Origin of the sequence: Paenibacillus sp. TAF43_2 (genome assembly GCF_052113545.1) — a bacterium.
Taxonomy (GTDB): domain Bacteria; phylum Bacillota; class Bacilli; order Paenibacillales; family Paenibacillaceae; genus Pristimantibacillus.
In genome coordinates this window covers 1-21,421 of the sequence record NZ_JBFRDK010000036.1, presented here as the reverse complement: position 1 = coordinate 21,421, position 21,421 = coordinate 1, and the positions used below count along the sequence as shown (strand labels likewise).

The 21,421-nt window shown below is 43.4% G+C and carries 12 protein-coding genes; 8 read left to right on the top strand and 4 right to left on the bottom strand.

From position 1 onward, the window contains the following. Positions 1-18 precede the first annotated feature (18 nt). From AB4Z17_RS10490 to AB4Z17_RS10480, 3 genes are all read left to right on the top strand, one after another. Complete coding sequence (locus tag AB4Z17_RS10490; RefSeq protein ID WP_441959673.1) at positions 19-1,263, top strand: MFS transporter; 1,245 nt, start codon at positions 19-21, stop codon at positions 1,261-1,263. 601 nt (positions 1,264-1,864) lie between these two features. Next, positions 1,865-2,851 carry an S-layer homology domain-containing protein gene (locus AB4Z17_RS10485; RefSeq protein ID WP_441908470.1) on the top strand — a complete coding sequence of 329 codons (987 nt, stop codon included), beginning with the start codon at positions 1,865-1,867 and terminating at the stop codon, positions 2,849-2,851. 5 nt (positions 2,852-2,856) lie between these two features. Next, positions 2,857-9,411 carry an Athe_2463 domain-containing protein gene (locus AB4Z17_RS10480; protein ID WP_441959671.1) on the top strand — a complete coding sequence of 2,185 codons (6,555 nt, stop codon included), beginning with the start codon at positions 2,857-2,859 and terminating at the stop codon, positions 9,409-9,411. 97 nt (positions 9,412-9,508) lie between these two features. On the opposite strand, the gene AB4Z17_RS10475 is transcribed toward AB4Z17_RS10480, so the two are convergent. Both AB4Z17_RS10475 and AB4Z17_RS10470 read right to left on the bottom strand, forming a co-directional pair. After that, the gene (locus tag AB4Z17_RS10475) at positions 9,509-11,257 is read right to left on the bottom strand and encodes a glycoside hydrolase family 2 protein (protein WP_441908468.1); all 1,749 of its coding nucleotides are present in this window, start codon (positions 11,255-11,257) and stop codon (positions 9,509-9,511) included. Positions 11,258-11,754: 497 nt separating this feature from the next. Next, positions 11,755-12,915, bottom strand: a complete 1,161-nt coding sequence (locus AB4Z17_RS10470; RefSeq protein WP_441959707.1) for an ROK family protein — start codon at positions 12,913-12,915, stop codon at positions 11,755-11,757. A 237-nt stretch (positions 12,916-13,152) separates the two neighbouring features. On the opposite strand from AB4Z17_RS10470, the gene xylA reads away from it, so the two are divergent. Further along, positions 13,153-14,466: a xylose isomerase gene (gene xylA / locus AB4Z17_RS10465; RefSeq protein WP_076268964.1), complete on the top strand. Its 1,314-nt coding sequence runs from the start codon at positions 13,153-13,155 to the stop codon at positions 14,464-14,466. A gap of 19 nt (positions 14,467-14,485) precedes the next feature. Beyond that, complete coding sequence (xylB, locus tag AB4Z17_RS10460; protein ID WP_441908466.1) at positions 14,486-15,982, top strand: xylulokinase; 1,497 nt, start codon at positions 14,486-14,488, stop codon at positions 15,980-15,982. Between the two features lie 281 nt (positions 15,983-16,263). Here xylB and AB4Z17_RS10455 read toward each other — a convergent pair whose 3' ends face one another. Next, positions 16,264-17,169 (bottom strand): helix-turn-helix domain-containing protein, encoded by a 906-nt coding sequence (locus AB4Z17_RS10455; RefSeq protein ID WP_339204636.1) that lies wholly within the window; start codon positions 17,167-17,169, stop codon positions 16,264-16,266. Between the two features lie 181 nt (positions 17,170-17,350). On the opposite strand from AB4Z17_RS10455, the gene AB4Z17_RS10450 reads away from it, so the two are divergent. Then, positions 17,351-17,761 (top strand): hypothetical protein, encoded by a 411-nt coding sequence (locus tag AB4Z17_RS10450; protein WP_441959669.1) that lies wholly within the window; start codon positions 17,351-17,353, stop codon positions 17,759-17,761. Between the two features lie 77 nt (positions 17,762-17,838). On the opposite strand, the gene AB4Z17_RS10445 is transcribed toward AB4Z17_RS10450, so the two are convergent. After that, on the bottom strand, positions 17,839-19,095 hold the full coding sequence (locus AB4Z17_RS10445) for an NAD(P)/FAD-dependent oxidoreductase (RefSeq protein WP_441959668.1): 1,257 nt from the start codon (positions 19,093-19,095) through the stop codon (positions 17,839-17,841). A gap of 62 nt (positions 19,096-19,157) precedes the next feature. On the opposite strand from AB4Z17_RS10445, the gene AB4Z17_RS10440 reads away from it, so the two are divergent. Both AB4Z17_RS10440 and AB4Z17_RS10435 read left to right on the top strand, forming a co-directional pair. Continuing rightward, a complete protein-coding gene (locus tag AB4Z17_RS10440) occupies positions 19,158-19,994 on the top strand; it encodes an alpha/beta hydrolase (protein WP_441959666.1) in 837 nt (278 codons plus the stop codon). 111 nt (positions 19,995-20,105) lie between these two features. Then, the coding region (locus AB4Z17_RS10435) for a histidine kinase dimerization/phospho-acceptor domain-containing protein (RefSeq protein WP_441959664.1) at positions 20,106-21,421 on the top strand (1,316 nt) is incomplete at its 3' end.

Genomic DNA, 21,421 nt, shown 5'->3' with positions numbered 1-21,421 from the left:
GGGAGAGTGCTGATTGCAATGTCTGCTAAAGAAGTAACAGGAGCGGGAGAAAGATTGCTTCGGAATAAGTTTTTTCAAACGATTATATTTTCAAACGTTTTGCTTCAAATTGGAATTTGGGTAAGGAACTTCGCTATTCTGATGTATGTGACAGACAAGACGAACGAGGACCCGTTTGCGATTAGTTTGATGGGCTTCGTGGAATTTTTACCGATTTTCGTATTCTCGTTTATCGGAGGAACGTTTGCAGATCGCTGGAAGCCGAGGCTCACGATGATTTGGTGTGACTTTTTATCAGCGTTGTCTGTGTTTGTTGTACTGATTACATTGCTTTACGGTTCATGGCATATGGTGTATTTTGCAACGTTTGTATCGGCAATCCTATCGCAATTTTCACAGCCCTCTGCTATGAAGCTGTTTAAGCAGCATATTCCGGCAGAGCAATTGCAATCGGCGATGGCGATGTTCCAATCGCTTATGGCGATATTCATGGTGCTTGGTCCGTYACTTGGTGTCATATCGTATCAAAAGTTCGGCATCGAAGTTTCCATTGGAGTCATGGGCGTAGCGTTCTTGCTCTCCGCTGTCGTTTTGTTCAGAATTCCGCGTGATCGTGAAGTGGAGAAAACGGACGCTGCATTGGAGAAACATTTTTGGAAAGAGTTCAAGGATGGATTCAAGTATGTATGGCGCAGTCCAGTCTTGAAAGCACTTGGAGGCACGTTTGCATTAGCGGGTACGGCGGTCGGAATTGCCCAGACGCTTGGCTTGTTCATCGTGCTTGAACGTCTGGGTCAGCCTAAGGAGTTTTTGCAATATATTCTGATGGTTAACGGGATAGCGATGCTGGTTGGCGGCGGGGCTGTCATGGTTATAGCAAAAAAAGTAGCTCCGCAAAAGCTGCTCGCAATTGGCCTATTGATGAGCTCGCTTTGTATGATTGGTGTAGGCTTATCAACAAGCATACCCATTACATTAGTGCTGCAATTTATTAGCGGTTTAGGTTTCCCGATGATTCAAATCGGTATTAGCACAATGATTTTGCAATATTCAGAGGAGTCCTATACGGGACGGGTAAATGGCGTGCTTACCCCGATGTTTATGGGGATGATGGTTATTATGACGCTTGTTGCCGGACAGCTCAAAACGGTGTTTCCGCTCGTCGGCATTTATTGCGTCGCAGGATCGATTATGTTTTTGGGAATGCTGCTCCTAGTTCCGTTGTTCAAGCATAAACCGCTTGTTGTTCAGTCTAGTTCTTAGTTGGAGAGAAAGCATATTCATAATGAATAGGGATACAGAGCATGGATGGGGAATAAACCTCATTGCTCTGTATTTTTTTGTTAAAGCAAAAATGTGCGTACGCAAAATAGATTTCGGAAAACACTAAATCTATTTTCGTTGTTGATTGGTAATCTATAAAAGATGTGTGAATTTCAAAGCGTTAAATTTATCTTTTATTATGAAATATTATAAAAAGAATCAAAAGCAGCAGAATATAATAAAATCAAAAAACATTAACGATAGAAGTGATTAAACCTATATATTGACAGATTCTCCGGTGTGAAGTAACATTTGCTGTAGTTGATATGTAGGATAGCGAAGCACGCTTATTCCCTCGATAGAGGGAGGGGCGTGCTTTTTTGCGTTGCTTCAGCAGTGTTTCTTGGGAGAGTGGCCTGCTGATGGGGGGAAGGAATGTTGTCGAAATACGGGAAACTTTGGAGGGAAAAGGGGATAAGAAAAGAAGGGGAAAGAGACGGGCAAGAAGAATGATTATGATGTTGCTGTAAAAAAATGTGTTAAAAATGTTTTTTAGTTCGCTATTGAATAATCATTATTACAAAAATGGGAGTGGTTAAATATGCGGAAAATAGGACAAATCATGCTCGCAATTACGTTATTGGTGACGATTCTAATAAATACGGAGATAGCTGCGGCAGCAGTTGCTTTTACAGATACAAAAACGCATTGGGCAAAGGATGAAATTGCGACGGCTGTTAACCAAGGATGGATTAATGGTTATGATGCAAAAACATTTAAGCCAAATGCGAACATGACGCACGCAGAGTTTTTGAAGTCGATTGTGATGGCGATGAAGGTGAAAGTGGAAGATACAGATACGCCTTTTGTTGATGACACGGGTTGGTTCCGAACTTATATTGCTACGGGTTTAAAACAATCAATTATTAAGGTTGGCGACTATCCAGAAAATACATTTGAACCAAATCGCATGATTACGCGAGAAGAGATCGCGCGTATGACGATTCGTGCGCTAGGCAAAGATGCCGAAGGCGTAAAGTCGGGTTATTTGGCTGTGGCAAAGAAGCTGGAAATTATGAAGGGTTATCCCGATGGTTCGATGGGCGGGGAGAAGAATGCAACTCGTGCTGAGGCAGTGGTGATGATTCTGAATACGTTGACGGTGAAGAATCCTCTAGCACCGGATACGTCATATCCCAAGACAAAAGAACAACTTAATACTTTAGTTCAGTCTTTTCCTAACTTTAAAGGGACAACCTCGTATGGGCACAATGACATTTTATTAATTAATAGTAAAGGATCTGATGATTTTCTTGATAATACTTTAGGGGTGGTTTATGACAGTAGTTTAAAGTTTACGCGTATCTCAGTATATAAACCAATTGAAGAAAACAAAGCAATAGTAAAGCACTTATTACAAAATTACTACCCAAAAACTTTTGAAAAAGCTTATGCAAGTTATATTAAAATCAATGATACAAAATTTGTAGAAGGAAAAAATATATTTAAAACAAAATATGATAATCGATCCTTTGAAGTTATTAAAGGTAGTAACAATGAAACAGTAACGATTCGGATCGGAGAATAAGGTGAATGTTGAGTTCATATAAAAACAAATTAATATGGGTTGTAACCACAACCTTATTAATGGCTTCCATTACTTGTCAATCACCCATTCAAGCTGCCGGAGTTCAAGATTGTCCTTTACCTTCGGATTACGATGCTGAATCTAAAATTTTAATTGAGCAAAATAATATTCCGACTGCTGTCGGAAAGCACAAATTAAATGGTAATTATTTATCGAATAAATGCGGGCTTGGGTCGAAAGCTGTTGTATATGGTTCACCTGCAAGTGTCACTGGAAATGAGTTTGACCAAGGGCAATGGCGATATCTTGGATACGATATTAACGGAGTTGTCTATCGTAACTGGTTATTTAGAAGTGATTCAAGAGCAACATTAAATGTTGCGAAAAATTGGGTGAGGACTCCATGGAATACATCTGTTGGAGATCAAAAAGGTATTACCGATACAGAGTATATAACGTCACATCCTGATGCGGAAAAATGGTTGGAGGTTATTGTAGACCCATATAAAGAATCTCCGACATTTGTTCAGAGTTATAATAAACGAACAAATAAAGGATGGACGGGAGATACGCTTAAAGACTATGTGATTATCCAGCAAGTACCAACAGACTACACTCCTGGTATTGTTCAAATGTGGAATATTTGGCAACCTGACGGATCTTGGTGGTACGAGATGTTTTATATACCACCATTAAACAAGTTAGAGGTTAAGAAACAGCCTGACCTCATTATTAGTGAGTTAATTAGTCCAGCTGACGCGTGGGTCGGAGACTCGGTACCAATAAAGATAACAACAAAAAATCAAGGTAAAGAAACTAGTGGCGCATTTACAGTCGGTATTGTTGGCACAAACATTAAATCAGAACTAATTTCAAACATACCACCCGGACAAATCAAAACAGTTACCGTCAATGTATCCTCAGCATCAAGCGGAATTAAGACCTTCACAGCGAAGACTGATTTTGGTGAAGCCGTCATCGAATCAAACGAAAATAACAACACCAAAGATTTTAAAATTGCATTCAACAAAAAGAACGAACCCACAACTCCAATAGCCATCATCTCTCATAAAGAGGGAGACCATCGAACAACCCCCGAAATAACCATGAAGCCGGCAACAGAGCCGATGCTTGATGACAAACTCTCCTATTCGCCAGGCAAGGAATCAATCACCATTCGAGAATGGAAATATAAAAACCCAACAGGTAAAACGATTGCAACAAAACCAACAGCAAAAGATTTTGCTGCTGAAGGGAAATACATAATTGAACTGCGTGTCACCAATAGCGCAAAAAAAGTTTCGGAATGGGCGCAGCTGATAATAAATGTGGCCAATAAAGCAACGCCAAATCCAAGCGATAGTCCTACGCCAACACCTGAACCAACGCCTACACCTAAGCCTGATTTGAAAGCGGATATAGAATTTGATCCCCCTAGCATCATTGCAGGGGAAAAGTCCTCGCTTATAAATCGGTCAAAAGGATTGAACGGCTACACATGGACATTCACGAACAACTTGAGCGCAGTACTACCAAATAATACAGACTTTGAGTTTTTGTACAAAACGTATTCAAATCATGGGTTTTATACGGCTGAAATTACCGTAACCGATGAATTTGGCGGATCGCAAAAGGATACTGCATTGCTTCGGGTTGTCGATCCCAAACCAGTAGCCATCGTATCGGGAATAACGCGTGTAATACAAGGAAGACCGTTAGAGCGGCCTTACAATCTTTTAAACTCGTATACACCATTAGAGGATAGAGGCGAAAAAATAGATTTTAGCAAGTCGGAGATGCGCTATAAAAAAGTAGGGGATGCAGCCTATACAAATGGTTGGTTCACCGTAACGCCTGCTAATTTAGGAGAATATAGTATCGAAGGAAAGGTTTATGACACGACTGGAAGAGTTAGTGATTGGGATGATTTGATTATAGAGGTTATACCTGATGCACCGCCTACAGTGGAAGTGATAGCACCTGAAGAGTCTTATCGGGGCAATGGCTTTATGCTTTATATCGATGCAGAGAGTCCTGATGGAGATATTCTAAATCATCTTTTTCTCGAAGAGCGATATGACCAAGATGGTGATGGAAACTTTGAGGAAGAAGCGTGGAAACCCTTATATGATGGAGTTTTTAAAACAACGCATTCGCTCAATTACTCCAAAGTAGGGAAGAGGCAGTATCGTGCTGCCGTGACRGAAGACTATGGGTTAAAAGGCAATTCAGGAATTGCCACTACTGATATTCTGAACTACGCGCCGTCTGCAAACTTTAACGTGTTTGGAATTACACAGCAGCCAGGACAGGGAGAAGACAGCGGCCCACCAGTTACGAACTACTCAACACAATCGATTTTCCGTTCGTGGACGGTTAAGACGCCATACAAAGGCGGAAATGCCCAAAAAGCGGCATGGAAAGCGGATGCTACTACACTATCGACAAAAAATGGAGTATACGCAAACTTTTCTGTGGGATACCCAAACTCAGGAAATGGAGCGAACTCACGAACAAAATATCAGCTTGCTGCTGATATTGTTGCTAAACCCACTTGGAGTGTGCCAATTACAGAAATATTATTCAACAAGGTTTTTGGTGGGAACCGGCTATATTCTTATAATCAAAATTATAGTTTGCCTAACTATCCCTACACATTTTATGAGCGAAATTCAATTACAGGTGAGCTTTTGAGGACGGTTAAATTTGATACACCTAGCAATTTCACACTTATGGAAATTGGTGGAGATGAAACATTTTACTTTGCAGATAGAAGACAAAATGCAGCCAACCCGTATTTAGCGGTCATTGCGAGGTACGATAAAAATGGTGTATATCTTGATTCAATTCATTTGCAATCTAGTTTAACATCACCTAGCGGACTAGGCAGCGGAATTGGGCCGGCTCTTGTCCAAATATCATCTGATGGCGAATATATGTATGTGGCTAGTAAATTCTCGTATGATGTGCCGGATGAATATAATTATGGTTACAATAATCAATTGCGAATTTTCAAATACTCCTTAAAAACGAAAAGCTTAGTATGGGAAGCACCAGGGGAGAACTTGGATCGTGGATTTATTTCAAACATCAACTTGACCGAAGATGATAACGGAGATACGTACGTTACGTATAACTTTGAAGATCGCTATTCTTCTGGATTAGGAGGAGTGAGAGGTCTCGTTGTACAAGTGAAAAAAAATGGTGTAACTCGTACCGTTAATGTAGGGGGTGCAATTGGACTATCTGCGGCTTCCATATCTGATTCAAAAAGATTTGTATATGTAAATTATGTGTCCATGGGCAGCAGTAAAACAGGTACTACTATGTTTGAGGCAATTGAGAGCGGTACTAACTATTACGGTGAAGAAATATTTAGGAGCGCTTTTGGAAGAAGGATTGTCAGTTACGAAAGTTCACATCCATTAGGTTATTCAGATGTAGCACCCAATGCAAATCCAATCGTATTTTCCAATTTATTGACGTATTCCCAAGGTAGAACGCACGAATCGTATAATGCATTTTTTAATTACTATGGAGACCAACACGGCGGTTTTCAAGGTGTAGATTATGGTGCAAACCTTGGTAAAATATTTATCAATCAATACGATCAGATTATTTATCCTGTGTTTATGGGTGTGGGAACCTCTTGGGGTGATCCCGATGCACCTAAAAAAATATGGGCCACGTTGTATAACGCAACAACCAATAGTGTCATTGCCCAGACGCCATATTCCGGACCAGAACCAGGAAATAATCAAAAGCAATCAGGAACATCAACCCCTATTTTACCCGATGGCTCCATTTATGTTTTTTACGAAAGAAATGTCATGCCGTTTGTTTCAGCTAACGCTAATGGAACATTAAAGGAAATAGATGCAAATACCGTTGAAATTACGAGCGACGATTGGGGCGGACTGCTCTATGATGCAGGAAGCTCTATGAAAAACTACGCTTTAGAATTTAATGCGAATGTAAGTGATATAAGAAACGACAAGGTTATCGGAGCTGCTTTTCAGATTCAGAATGAGAAGAATATGTATGCAATGGAGTGGAGCAAGAACACCCTGTCGCTATTTCGTGTAGTCAATGGTGCGAAAAGGTTATTGCAATCTGCACCTATGACACGAACAGCATTTAACACGTATCCGATTAAAGTAGAATCGGTTAATGGCATCCAGCGTGTATATGTGAATTATGCGAAAGTACTAGAGGTTGCCGATGGTACGTATACAAGAGGCTACGCGGGATTAATGTCACTTGGGCAATCCAACGCTGTATTCTCTAATGTAAAGAAAACGAACTATGGTGACACCTACACGGAACAAACCTATGATTCCGTTCTCGTCAATGATCCGATCTCTTATGAGAAACTATTCAATGACGTTGAAAAAGATCCAATGGGAGCAGAAGAGTGGAGCTACAGCCATAATCCAAACTTCTTTGAAAATCCAGAAGGGTTGAGCATTTATAGCGGAAAAACGTATGGATCAACCATAAACGCGCTAGAGAAACCTGGGGTATATGAAATCACCTTCCGTGCTAAAGACAATCCTGGTCTTTCTGCTTATAGCAAATGGTCAGAGCCAGTGAAAAAGCTGCTTTATGTACATCGACGACCGATCGCACAGCCGGATGTTAGGTTTACAGGCAAGGTTTTTGCAGAAGGTGAAGCACTAGATTATGAAACATTTGATACCTCTTATGATCCTGATATTGCTCATATTTTATCAGACAAGTTATTCCGTACACGGTGGGCTGATCAAACCGCATGGACAGTTGGGAAACGAGAGTACTATAATCGCCCTGGTGTGGAGTTGATCATACAGGAGCAAGTACGAGATATTCATGGCGCTTGGTCATATTGGGGGCAAACGATTGTCTATAAAGAAGGAATACCGCCAGTTAACCAAACGAAGCCTGTTATGACCATAACGGTTCCAGCTGGAACAACTCCAACAACACCAACAGTGCTGATAAAAGAACCGACGATTCGATGGACATATTATGATGCTCAAAACGATCCACAAGAGCGATATCGACTAATGCTGACCTATGTCGATAACAATGAAACGGCCTTGTATATTGAGCATGAAGGAAATGCACTTACGTATCCTATGCTTGCGGAAAGCATCGTTCCAGGTCGCGTCGTTAAGGTGCAAGGGCAGGTTTACTCAGCAGGGGTATGGTCAAATTTAAGTAATGTTAAATATTTTGTGCTGGATCTCCCGCCGCAAACCTATTTACTTTCATTTAACGGGCTTGATGCTAATAATCCTATTTATACAAACTCAAATCGTCCACAGCTGCACGCGTTTACGATTGATCCAGAGAACCACCCCATTAAAGCGATAGACTATGAGGTGTTCAAAGCATCAAGCGGTGTTATGGTAGTGGACACGAATTCTGCTTTGGCTGCTGCTAATTACACAACACCTGCGTTAGCTGAGGGGCTGCATTACTGGAGAGCGAGAGCGAACGACAGCTATATATGGGGACCGTATTCAAGCAACGGGTTTTTCTTTGTCGATACGATTAAACCTGCAGATGTGAATGAACAGCTTACTGTTGAACCTACGGCCGTAACGGTTCAGTTTAATACCTTCTATGATGCCGAACCTTCCTCGGGACATGCTGCTCGCACCTTCTATTTGCAAAAAGTGAACTCTGACGGCAGTGTGACAAATATTGATTTAAATGGTGACGGTAAAACGGAATACAGCATTCCTTTAGCGCTTTCCAAGCAATCATATAAAGTTGCTGGGTTGATTTCTGGACAAGCATATCGTCTTACCGTAATCGATTATGACGTTGCCGGCAATGAAGGGCATTATGAATATATTTATTTCATTACCAATCGACCTCCGACGGCTGACTTTGATTGGACGCCCAAACCTGTATATGAAGGAGATATGACAACTTTTCTATCGAATGTGACAGATGCTGATGGCAATACACTTACGATTGCTTATGAGCTGACAAGTCCGCTCGGCGTGAAGAACAGCTATTTCTATACCGTTAATGGTCCAAACTATCCGGTAAAAGGGCCTTCACTGAGGTTAACAACGGTAGGGCTTTGGAGTATGAAGCTTACGGTTAGCGACGGTATAGCTGATCCGGTTAGCGTAACCAAAACGTTGCAGGTGCTGCCGCTACATGTCAATGCTTATGTACGGCATACGGAGCTATGGGATCAGCATCGTAAGGCTTTTAATTTAAAACAATCAGGAGATGAGAATTCGCCGCGCGGTTATTCGGTATTTTGGGCAGGAGAGAAATTTATACTGGAGGCAGATACGACCATTACAGGTACGGCTACAAAAGCGGATCGGGTAGAGGTGCATATGCGTAATTACGAATCGTCTCTAACTGCGTTAAACACAGGGCAAACCAACTGGAAGGGTGAGCTTTGGGATGCCTCATTCACAAAGCTTGCTAAAGGCACCTTAACATTCACATTTTCTGCTTATTACAATAATGGCACAGTGAAAACGAAGTCAGTAGACATAACGATCGATGGACAAACATTAGATATTGTTGGCGTACATCGCGTTCAATAGTGGAGCGGGTTATTAGGTCAATTGTAAGTGCAAAATCAAAAAAACAGGCATGCTTCCATCGCAGCATGCCTGTTTTTTTGTTTGAGACTAATGAGCACTAATCCTCGATAGCGGCTTTTTTGCTGTTGATCGCTTTAATTCGTTCAACATCAAACTTCGGTTGACGATCGTAAGTATAAAGCCCATTCACTTCTTGTTCCACGTCATAAAGCTGTGTATAACAGAACCCGAACATATTAGGATTCTCAAGAAGAGTGCTGGTCAAGCCGTCATATCTTTCAATAAATTGCTCGACGCTTTGTGGGCGATCCCCGTAGCCCCAGCTTTTCTCGTCGGACTGATTTGGATTCCACCAAATTCCGCCATACTCACTGACGAAATAAGGTTGGCCGTTATAGCTTTGTCTATCGGGGAAGGAAACCCACGCCTCGCCTTTCTCGGCAAACGGCTGATAACGTTCCCTGAATGTAACAGGATTCTGATCATAATCGTGAACGTCAAAAATGTCCGTAACAACATGGAAGTTGCCGCTTGTATCGATGACAGGACGCGTTGGATCAATAGCTTTAGTCGTCTCATAAACGACGCGAAGTACGTCATTATCTTGGCGAGTGCCGCGCGATGAGTCCCAAGTTTCATTAAATGGGCACCATCCGATCAAGCTTGGATGGTTGAAGTCTCGTTCCACTCCTTCAATCCATTCCGGTAGAAATTGAGCAAGGCTGGCTGCTGTTGATATATCGAGACCCCAGTTAGCATGCTCTCCCCATACCAAATATCCAAGCTTATCTGCCCAATATAGGAATCTAGGCTCGAACATTTTCTCATGCAATCTTGCACCGTTGAAACCAAGTGCGAGCGACATTTCAATATCTTGTTTTAAATCATCGTCAGTGGGTGCTGTATAAATGCCTTCAGGATAAAAGCCTTGATCAAGAACGAGCCGTTGGAATACGGATTTGCCATTAATACGGAACGCCTTGCCATCCAATTGAATGGAACGCAAACCGAAATATGAAGAAGCTGAGTCCAATACTTCGCCATCTCGTATGAGCTCAAGCTCCAGATCATAAAGAACAGGTGAATCGGTGTTCCATAATTTGATTTTGGAGAGGGGCAGCGTTAATGAAACGGACATCGAGCCGGCGTTTGCCGTTTGTTTTCCTACCGACAGGCCATCGAGCAGCGCATTACAGCGGAACTGTACATCTTTTGTGTTTCCAGACAGCTTGGCAGTTACGTGCAGGCAGCTGTTCTCCGGGTCTGGAACGAAACGGCAAGATTCTATATATGTTTCAGACACATGCTCAAGCCAAACTGTTTGCCATATGCCAGTCGTGCGGGTATAGTCGCAGCCTTGTGAATGGTAGGTACCGCTCTGCTTGCCGCGCGGTTGTAAGCCAGAGCGAGTATCGTCCTCGGCATATACGGTAACCACATTTTCACCTTGCTGCAGGGCATCTGTAATATTGAATGAGAAAGAACTGTAACCGCCTCGATGCTTGCCTACATGCTTGCCATTAACCCACACCTGAGCCTCGTAGTCTACCGCTCCAAAATGCAATAATGTATGTCCACCGCTCCAGTTGTCAGGAAGCTTGAAGCTTCGTTTGTACCAAACGGCTGGAATGAAATCAGTATGCCCAATGCCTGACAGCCGGCTCTCTGGACAAAAGGGGACGATGATGCGTTGAGATAGCTTTTGCTCGTCTCGGTTTAATCCGCGCGAGATACCGCTTTTTCCAGGATCCATTTCAAATTGCCATTCACCATTTAAATTGAGCCATGAATTTCGAGTGAACTGGGGTCTTGGGTATTCAGGGCGAGGGATTTGCTGCTGTTCCATTTTTCATTCCTCCATTATATTAATTTTAAAGTTAATAATAAGTTCTTATATTATTGATTTTAATGAATATTTGACCGAATTGTCAATGAATAATTAATTTTTATCTTTTCTAATTAACTTATAAATTAATTAAACGCTTATTTAAAACACCAATCTAAAAGAAGATGGTATTAAATCGATACTATTAACTGATTAACAATACTGAATAAAAATACTGATCAATACTAATGAGTAACATCACTGAGTACCATTACTGATTAAAAATACTAATCAAAGTTACAGCCGTAAAATAACCTAAGTAGCCGTACTAAACCTAATTGTGAGCACTTCATATTTTCCAAGAGGTATCGTGCAATGAGAAATAAAGAGGGGGTGAAAAGGAGCTGATCAAGCCGGGTGAATATTAATTTAATGCTGTCCTGTTAAAAAAAGCCTGCATCAGAGTTGATCTGCTGCAGGCCATGAGAAAAAACAATATTCAGCAATGCATAATGATGCTACTGCCCACTCTTAATTTTCGTGAAAAACGTGCTAATTGCGTAATATGCCGCGCCGCGTACAGCTGACTGCTCTTGAAGCTCTGCAAACAAGATTCGCATACGTTCGCGATGATACGAAAGTGTGCGCTGATCGACGGCAGCTTGTACGGCCGGCTCCAGCCATTGAGCAGCACGGCTCATACGGTTGCCAATAATGACAACGTCAGGATTAAATACGTTGACGATATTAGCAATGCCCGCGCCCAAATAATCGCCAATCGAGCGTATATGCGCGATAACTCGTTTATCTCCAGCTGTTGCAGCAAGCAGCAGATCCTCCAAGCTCTCAAAGCCTAACGATGCTGTACTCTCAAGCAAAGCATTTTCCGAAGCATATAGCTCCCAACAGCCCCGATTGCCGCAGCTGCAAGGTTTGCCGTCATACTCAATTGAGAGATGGCCGAGCTCACCCGAGAATCCCGACGCGCCTTTATATAATTCCTTGTTCAAAATAATGCCAGTACCAATACCGATTCCGACGCTGACATAAATTTGGTTGGCGATGCCTCGACCTGCCCCGTATTTCTGCTCTCCTTGCGCGCCCGCATTCGCTTCATTGTCTATCGTAACGGGGAGATTGAATCGCTCTTCGAGCTGCCGTTGCAGCTCAACTTGACGCCATTTTAAGTTCGGTGCAAAAAGGATCGTGCCATTGTCATCCACGATGCCTGGTACACCGACGCCGATTCCGACAATCCCGTATGAGCTCTCTGGCGCATTATTAATAAGCAGCTCAATACATGAAATTAACTGCCCGATGACATGATCAGCATCCTGCTGCTTCAGACTGCGCTGCTGCTCGGCAATCACATTGCCTTCGAGGTCTACGAGCAGGCMGCGAATATAATTGACACCAAGATCGATTCCAACAGCATAACCAGCCGTACCATTAAAGAGCAGCATGACAGGTTTGCGMCCGCCGCTGGATAACCCGGGACCATTCTCAACGACGAGATGGGTGTCGATCAAATCCTGAACGAGACTGGAAACAGTCGCCTTATTTAATCCCGTCAACTCCGATATTTGAGCTCGTGAGAGCGGGGCATAACCAAGCACCGCTTCAAGCACGATGGCTGTATTTATTTTTTTGATGAGCGCTAAGTCGCCTGTTGGTTTCATTTTCAAAAAAGAATGCCTCCGTCCAAATGAAAATATTTATTATTGTATCATGAAAAGCCTGATCTAGAGCCTACTAGATGGGGATGCGGATTTTGAGTCATCTAAGCCAAATAAGTACTCAATATATTTTAACACAAAAACTTAGTTTGTTTAATAGACAAACTAAGTAAAGGCATGTTATTCTTTATGTAAGCACTATCATAAACTTCTAATCCATGAAGGAGGATTTTGATTACGATGACTTATTTTAAAAATATTAACACTATCCAATTTGAAGGTAAGGGCTCAGACAATCCGCTTGCATTCAAACATTACGATCCAAACCAAGTTATTATGGGCAAAACGATGGAAGAGCATCTTCGCTTCGCAGTTGCTTACTGGCATACATTTAATGCGAATGGTTCGGACCCATTCGGATCAGCTACTATGGTTCGCGGCTGGGATCAATATACAGGCCTTGACCGCTCCAAAGCGCGTGTTGAAGCTAACTTTGAATTCATGACTAAATTAAATATTCCTTTCTTTGCTTTCCATGATGTGGACATTGCACCTGAAGGAGAAACGCTGCAAGAAACGAACAAAAATCTTGATGTTATCGTAGCTTTATTGAAGGACAACATGAAATCCTCCGGTAAAAAGCTGCTTTGGAACACTGTTAATATGTTCACAAATCCGCGTTTTGTTCATGGCGCTGGCACAACTTGCAATGCTGACGTTTATGCTTATGCTGGTGCGCAGCTCAAAAAAGGTCTTGAAGTGGGTAAAGAGCTTGGTGCGGAAAACTATGTTTTCTGGGGCGGCCGCGAAGGTTACGAAACACTTCTTAACACGGACATGGGCTTTGAGCTTGATAACCTAGCACGCTTGTATCATATGGCAATCGCTTACGCGAAGGAAATTGGCTTCGACGCACAATTCCTGATCGAGCCGAAACCAAAAGAGCCAACTAAACATCAGTACGACTATGATGCAGCAACAACGATTTCATTCCTGCAAAAATACGGCTTGAAGGATCATTTCAAACTTAACCTTGAAGCGAACCATGCTACGCTTGCTGGCCATACGTTCGAGCACGAGATTCGTACGGCTGCAATCAACGGCATGCTTGGATCGCTTGATGCGAACCAAGGCGACCTGCTTCTTGGCTGGGATACAGATGAATTCCCAACCGATCTATATTCAACTACACTAACGATGTTTGAAGTATTGAAAGCTGGCGGCATTGGCCGCGGCGGCGTTAACTTCGATGCGAAGGTTCGCCGTGCATCGTTCGAAACGGATGATCTGTTCCTTGCTCACATTGCTGGTATGGACAGCTTCGCTTGGGGCTTGAAAGCAGCTGCCAAATTGACGGAAGAGAAAATTCTCGACAACATCGTTGACAACCGTTACCGCAGCTTTAAAGAAGGCATCGGCGCGGATATCGTATCCGGCAAAGCAACGCTTGCTTCACTTGAGCAATATGCGCTTCAAAACAATCCAATTAAAAATGAGTCCGGACGTCAAGAACGAATCCGCCTTATCTTGAGCGAAGTTATTTTCAGCGTTTAAGTCGGGAGGACTCTGACAAATGAGCTATGTAATCGGTATAGATTTAGGAACAAGCGCCGTTAAAGTGCTGCTTGTTGACCGTGATGGCACGGTAGCTGGGGAAGTCTCCCGCAGCTACCCGCTGTTTCATGCTTACTCCGGTTGGAGCGAGCAGCGGGCAGATGATTGGGTAGAAGGTACAGTTGAGGCTTTGCGTGAATTGACATCAACAGCAGGCATCGATGCCCAGTCAATTGAAGGGATTAGCTTCTCCGGCCAAATGCACGGACTTGTACTGCTGGACGGTGAAGGAAATCCTGTTCGCAACGCTATCTTATGGAATGATACGCGTACAACGGGGCAATGCCGTGAAATCGAACGCACGCTTGGAGACAAGCTGCTTAGCATTACTCGCAATCCAGCTTTGGAGGGCTTTACGCTTCCAAAAATTTTATGGGTTCGCGAGAACGAGCCGGATGCTTTCGCGAAGGCAAAGCTGTTCCTTCTGCCGAAGGATTATCTTCGCTACCGCTTAACTGGCGAGCTTCATATGGATTACTCTGATGCGGCGGGAACGCTTCTTCTTGATGTGGCTGGCAAAGCATGGAGCGAAGAAGTGCTTGAAGCATTTGGAATCCCGGCACAATTTTGCCCACCGCTTGTTGAGTCGCATGGACTCGTAGGTACGCTGCTGCCGCAGTATGCTGACAGCACAGGGCTGCCAATCACGACAAAGGTGTTCGCGGGTGGAGCGGATAATGCATGCGGGGCGATTGGCTCAGGCATTTTATCCGAAGGGTTAACGCTTTGCAGCATTGGTACTTCCGGTGTTATTCTCTCTTACGAGAATGACAAGACGAAGGATTTTGCAGGCAAGGTGCATTTCTTTAATCACGGCAAAGAAGACTCATTTTATGCAATGGGTGTTACGCTTGCTGCCGGCTACAGCTTAAGCTGGTTTAAGAAAACATTCGCTCCGAATGAATCCTTTGATCAATTGCTCGAAGGTGTAGGTGCAGTGAAGCCGGGAGCTGGCGGACTGGTGTTCACGCCATATCTCGTTGGCGAACGCACCCCACATGCGGATCCACTCATTCGTGCAAGCTTTATCGGCGTTGACGGATCACATGAACGCATTCATTTTGCTCGCGCGGTGATGGAAGGCATTACTTTCTCGCTTAATGAGTCAGTCGATATGTTTAGACGCGCCGGCAAGACGGTTGATACGATCATTTCGATCGGCGGCGGCGCGCAGAACCCAGTATGGCTGCAAATGCAGGCTGATATTTTCGATGCAAAGGTTGTCGCACTAGAGAATGAGCAAGGACCTGGTTTAGGCGCTGCGATGCTAGCTGCATATGGTGCAGGCTGGTTCGACAGCTTGGAGTCCTGTGCGAATAAATTCGTTAAGCATGCAGATTCGTATTCGCCGCAGCCTGAAGCGGTTGCTGCTTATGCAGGCATTTTCAAAGTGTACCAGCAGGTTTATGAGCAAACAAAAGGTTTGAATGAGGCGCTAGCGCTTTATCGCGGCTAGTCGTACACAATAGAAGGGACTGTTATCCTCAATTTGAGGGTGACGGTCCTTTCTTTTTTTTGGACCAATGATTCAGAAAAGTGCCTTTTATTAAAACATTTAAACTAACATTCTATCGTGAAGGAGCATCCGCTATGCCGGCGAAGTTTCTGCATCCCCGGAAGTGCAGTATGCGTCAGCAGAGGAAATATCATTATCAGCTAACGGCTTGAGTATAATTGCAATGGAAATGAACGAAGTGGCTCAAAAGTTCAAGCTTTAAATAAAACGTGGAGCAGCTATTATCGTTTATAGCTGCTCCAGATCATTTCGGGTCTAACACCCAGCTCTCCGGCGATCAATTCTGCCGTTAGACGCTGGGGCTTTTTTATTTTCCCATTGCGAATTTTGGAAATGGTCGTAAGAGAGATAAGCGTTGACTGAGCGAGTGAAGTGACGGATATATTTTTACTGAGCATAAGCATACGAAGCTTGTAGGAAGGGTCCTCATCCTGATTATTCATATGAAGGCTGGTTAATATGACAACAAAGTTTTTTAAGGTCCGATTGCCATTGTAAAACGGTTGAACAACTGCATCAGCATTATAGCAACGATCCCCAAGCTTAAGATGAAAGTCCACGGATTCAGCTGTTCGGTTGTTTTTCGCATATTCTAATACTCGCTTAAGCTTGCTTCGTTCATGGTCTGGAACAAGCTCAAATATGGATTTGTTCAAATAGGAAGAGGAGGGCTGCTGTACTGGTGCATAATAATGCTTAAAGCTCATAATGTTATAGCGCTCATTCACAACGGCAGATACCATTATTTTATGATGCAAAATATATTCGTCAATCCATTTTGCTTCCCGTAAATCCTTGCAAATGATGACATAAACAATGCGGTCTTCGAGCTGGAGCTTGCGGCAGGACAAACGTATATCTGCAGGAGTCGATGACTTCGTGACAAGCTTGCATTCAAGAAGCGGTGATAGGGCTTGCTCATCAGCAAGTTGATGTACGGCTTCATCAAAGGAGAGAGTTGTCTCATCCGTCGATATAATAGTAGATGGATCGAGGAGCATAAGATCTGATTTCTTAAAACCGGAAAAAGCTGCAAAAGCTTGATTGACGTCTACAATAGACCAACGGGATTCGTCCCACTCGACGATAAGCATAGGATCTGAAAGTAAATAAAATAAATGGTTCATCGATGACATCCTCCTTATCAATAGCCTAGCTGCACACTAATGTAATGATTATGTCATAAAACATAACATAATAAAATAGTTATTTGTAATTATATATCATGACGCCTTTCCATATTCTTTTTTTACATGATTTTGTATGAATAGGGTATGTTAAACAAAACGTTAGAAAGGATGATCGCTATTGTCTACGAACTCAGCCTTATTATTTGATTTTAACGATGCTCAAAGTGCAGCTCTTGCTTGCGAGACGCTGAGGGAGCTCGGATATGAGACGGTTCTTCATGAAGGAAGCAGCATGCATGTTCATTTAGAAGGAAGCGATCTCACTTCAGCACTCGAAATTGCACAATCACATGGCGGTCAGCTCGTCGAGCAAGCGAATATCGATGCGAACGCAGTTACCGGCACTGCATACTCGCTTGATGCGATTGCAATTCCGGCACATCTTGTGAATGAGGACTGGGCTGCAGAGGGTGGACAAGGCAATGATGCTGAGGAGCTGCACAATCGGGATGAAGCTGCGGATTATTCCGAGGAATTTCTTCCTGACCCCGGGACGTATGATCATTTTTCAGGGGATGTTCGAATTTAGCCGTACTTCACGTACATAATTGCAATAAAAAATGGCTGTCTCAACGTTTAACGACGTTTGACAGCCTTTTTATATCCTTACTGAATGACAGCATTAAGTCCTGCCGTATAACCTGTGGAGAAAGCCGCAGTAATGTTGTAGCCTCCGGTGTAGCCATGAATATCTAGTATTTCTCCGCAAAAAAACAAACCGCTCATGAGCTTGGATTGCATCGTCTTTGGATCGATTTCCTTTAACTGAATGCCTCCGCCGGTTACAAAAGCATCTTCAATAGATAAGGAGCCGTACACTCTAATCGGAAAATGTTTGATCAGCAGCGAAAGGGCTATCCAGTCCTGTTTTGGAATATTGTCATAAGTAAGGCTATCCGGCAATCCGGCCTTTTGAAGCAAGATTGGTATCATTTTTTCCGGCAAATAACCTTTAAGGACATTTTTAATCGTTTTTTTCGGTTCAAGCTCGGAGAGTTTCAATGTTTCCTTATAGACCTCGTCTTTGCTTTTATCAGGCACTAAGTCAATCGCAACCTCAATATTGCCCGTCTTAAATTGCTTAAGAGCTTTCACAACAAATTGACTGCATCTTAGCACAATAGGTCCGGAAATACCGAAATGCGTAAATAGCATATCGCCTTGATGCTCAATAATCTGCTTCCCTTTTGGGTTCCAAACCGACAGCGCAACGTCCCTCAGAGATAGTCCTTGCAGCTCCTTACTTACAATGAATGGCTCATTTGACGTAAGCGGAACCTCAGTAGGAAAAAGCTCAGTTATCGTATGTCCAGCTTTTTCTGCCCATGCATAACCGTCGCCGGTTGAGCCGGTCTGGGGCACGGACTTGCCGCCTGAAGCTACGATGACACTGCGGGCACGGAATGTTTCACCAGCTTTTGTACGCACGCCTGTGACCCTTCCATTGTCATACATGATATGATCGACAGGAGCGTTCAGTATGATTTTGACACCTTGTTTGCGTACCTGGTTAACAAGCGTATCTACCACCGTTTTAGCTCTATCTGATACGGGGAACATGCGCCCGTTATCCTCTTCCTTTAAAGCAATGCCAAGGTTCTCAAAAAAGGCGATAATATCCTTATTGTTGAAATTGGAGAATGTACTGTGAAGAAAACGCCCATTGCCGGGAATATGCTTGATCAGCTCATCCAGTTCTTTATTATTCGTTACATTGCAGCGGCCGCCGCCGGATATGCCGAGTTTGCGTCCTAATTTATCGCCTTTGTCCAGGAGAAGCACTTTAGCGCCTTCCTTGCTTGCAGCAATACCCGCCATTAGTCCTGCGGAGCCTCCACCAATTACAATTGCATCATATTGCATCGCTTTCCACCTGCTATATTATTAGTAGTATTATAATACCACAAAAGAAAGGCGGCGTTTGAATGCTGCGAGATGAATGGGTCATAACTGGCGCTAAGGGGGCGCAAATATTTTTGCGGGAATGGACGTCAGAAACGATAGAGACAAAAGCTGTCGTCTGTCTCGTACACGGGATGGGGGAGCATGGCGATCGTTATGGACATGTAGCTGCTCAGCTTACTGCTGCTGGCTTTGTGCTAATAGCGCTGGATCAGCAAGGCCATGGCCGCTCTTCAGGCAAACGGGGGCATCTTCATTCACTTGGCGCAGCTGTAAGCGATGCAGCGCTTATGCTTGAAGAGGCTGGTAAACGGCACCCGGGAATGCCGATCTTCTTATACGGCCACAGTATGGGCGGCAATGTGGCGCTTAATTGTGCACTGCGACTTCAGCCTCCAATTCGTGGACTCATATTGACAAGCCCTTGGCTTAGGCTTGCATTCAAACCGCATCCAGCTGTGGAGTGGTTTGGACGCAAATTGGCAGCGGTTGTCCCGACGATGCACCAATCTACAGGCTTAAATCCTGCCGATTTATTTCGTCCTGGCTATGACCTTGCTGCGCCAATCGTGGAAGATCCGTTATGTCATACCAAAATTACACTCCAAACCTATATGGAGATTACCGCTGCTGGCGAGTGGGCGATCGCTCATGCATCCAGCCTGCAGGTTCCGCTGCTGCTTATGCACGGCACTTCTGATCGCGTAACATCCTTTGAAGCAAGCGCGCTTGTTGCTGAGCGACTGGGAGACCAGTGTTATTTTAGAAGCTGGGAAGGCGGGTATCATGAGCTGCACAATGACGTAGAGGGGAAAGAGGCTGTTCAAGAGCTAGTTTCTTGGCTGGAAGAACAATTGTAAATAGATGTATTTTATGTTTTAATCGGATTAATAGATTGTTTCAAATAGTAAGCTATTTCACGTAAAAAACATAATATGGAATAGATTCAGAGCGTAGTAGGGGGATCGGACGTGACGTCTGTGTTAAAGGAATTGCTCTTACAATTCATTGTGTCCTTATTGCCTGTTTTCGCCTTTCAGCTTTGGTATGACAAAGACCAAAGATGGAAGGGAATACCTATTTTTATGAGCCTATTTTGCGGTGGATCGATGGTATTGTGTATGGTGACTGCTCCTGATTTATTAGGTTATGAAGTCGATTTTCGTCTCATTCCTTATGTAATAGGTTCTCTCTATGGAGGCGTGCCAACATTAGCCGTCTTAACCGTCATCTACATTGCAGTAAGAGTTCCTATGCTCGAAGGCAGCTGGGAAGTCATTAACTTTATCATTTTTGTCATTGGTTTTGTTCCGCTGATGTTGTATGCGATTCCATCTTTCCAGCGGACCTCTGTTTTAGGCAAAGAACAGAAAAAACGCAGGGGCTTAATGATCATGTCCATTTTGATCCTATATTACATTATTTCCGTTACTGGAATTATGTTATTTAATGGTATTTGGTGGACGAATATGATGATTTACGTCCAGTTGATTTCTGTTTGTGCATCGTTAATGGCAACCTGGCTCTCTATTTTTATGATCGAAAATGTTAAAGAGAAGCAGCAGCTCTATGATGAAGTGAAACGAATGTCGGTAAATTATAGCAATGAAGTGGAGAAGCTTCAGCAATTTATAGATGAGACTTCATTTGGGGTAGTCATTGTTGATCGTGAAGGCAAAATCACACATTTTAATGATATAGCCAAAACAGTGCTCAGCCTGCCTTCAAAGGATTCGGAAGTGAAGGACTTGCTTGGCGCCTCCTTCCCGCTTATTTTTCAGGACGGACATGGCGATGTTTGCATAAAGCTGCTTTCCCAGGCGTTAAACGGCAGGAAGAATACTCTCGTTCCGTATGTTAGCGGMGATAAAATGCTGCTCTTGTCAACGATTTCGATGCGTACATCGGTTAATGCTGAAAATGCAGGCGCTTCACTTATCGTTCAGGATGTAACGGAGCTTCGTCAACTTCAGAGTGAGGTTGGGCGAATGGAACGATTAAGCCTGATAGGTCAAATGGCTGCAAGCATCACTCATGAAATACGCAATCCGATGGCGGTTATTCGCGGCTTTGTCCAATTGATTCAGGAGCGCAGTCCAAAAAATCAAGAGGAATACTTTCAGATTGTGATCGATGAGCTGGATCGTGCGAATATGATTATTAGTGATTTCCTATCGCTTGCTCAAAATAGGGAACTAGCCATGGAGCTGACTTCCCTGCATGATGTTGTAAATGAACTTATACCGCTGCTTAGTGCAGATGCGAATTTGCGAGGCCAATCTATTGA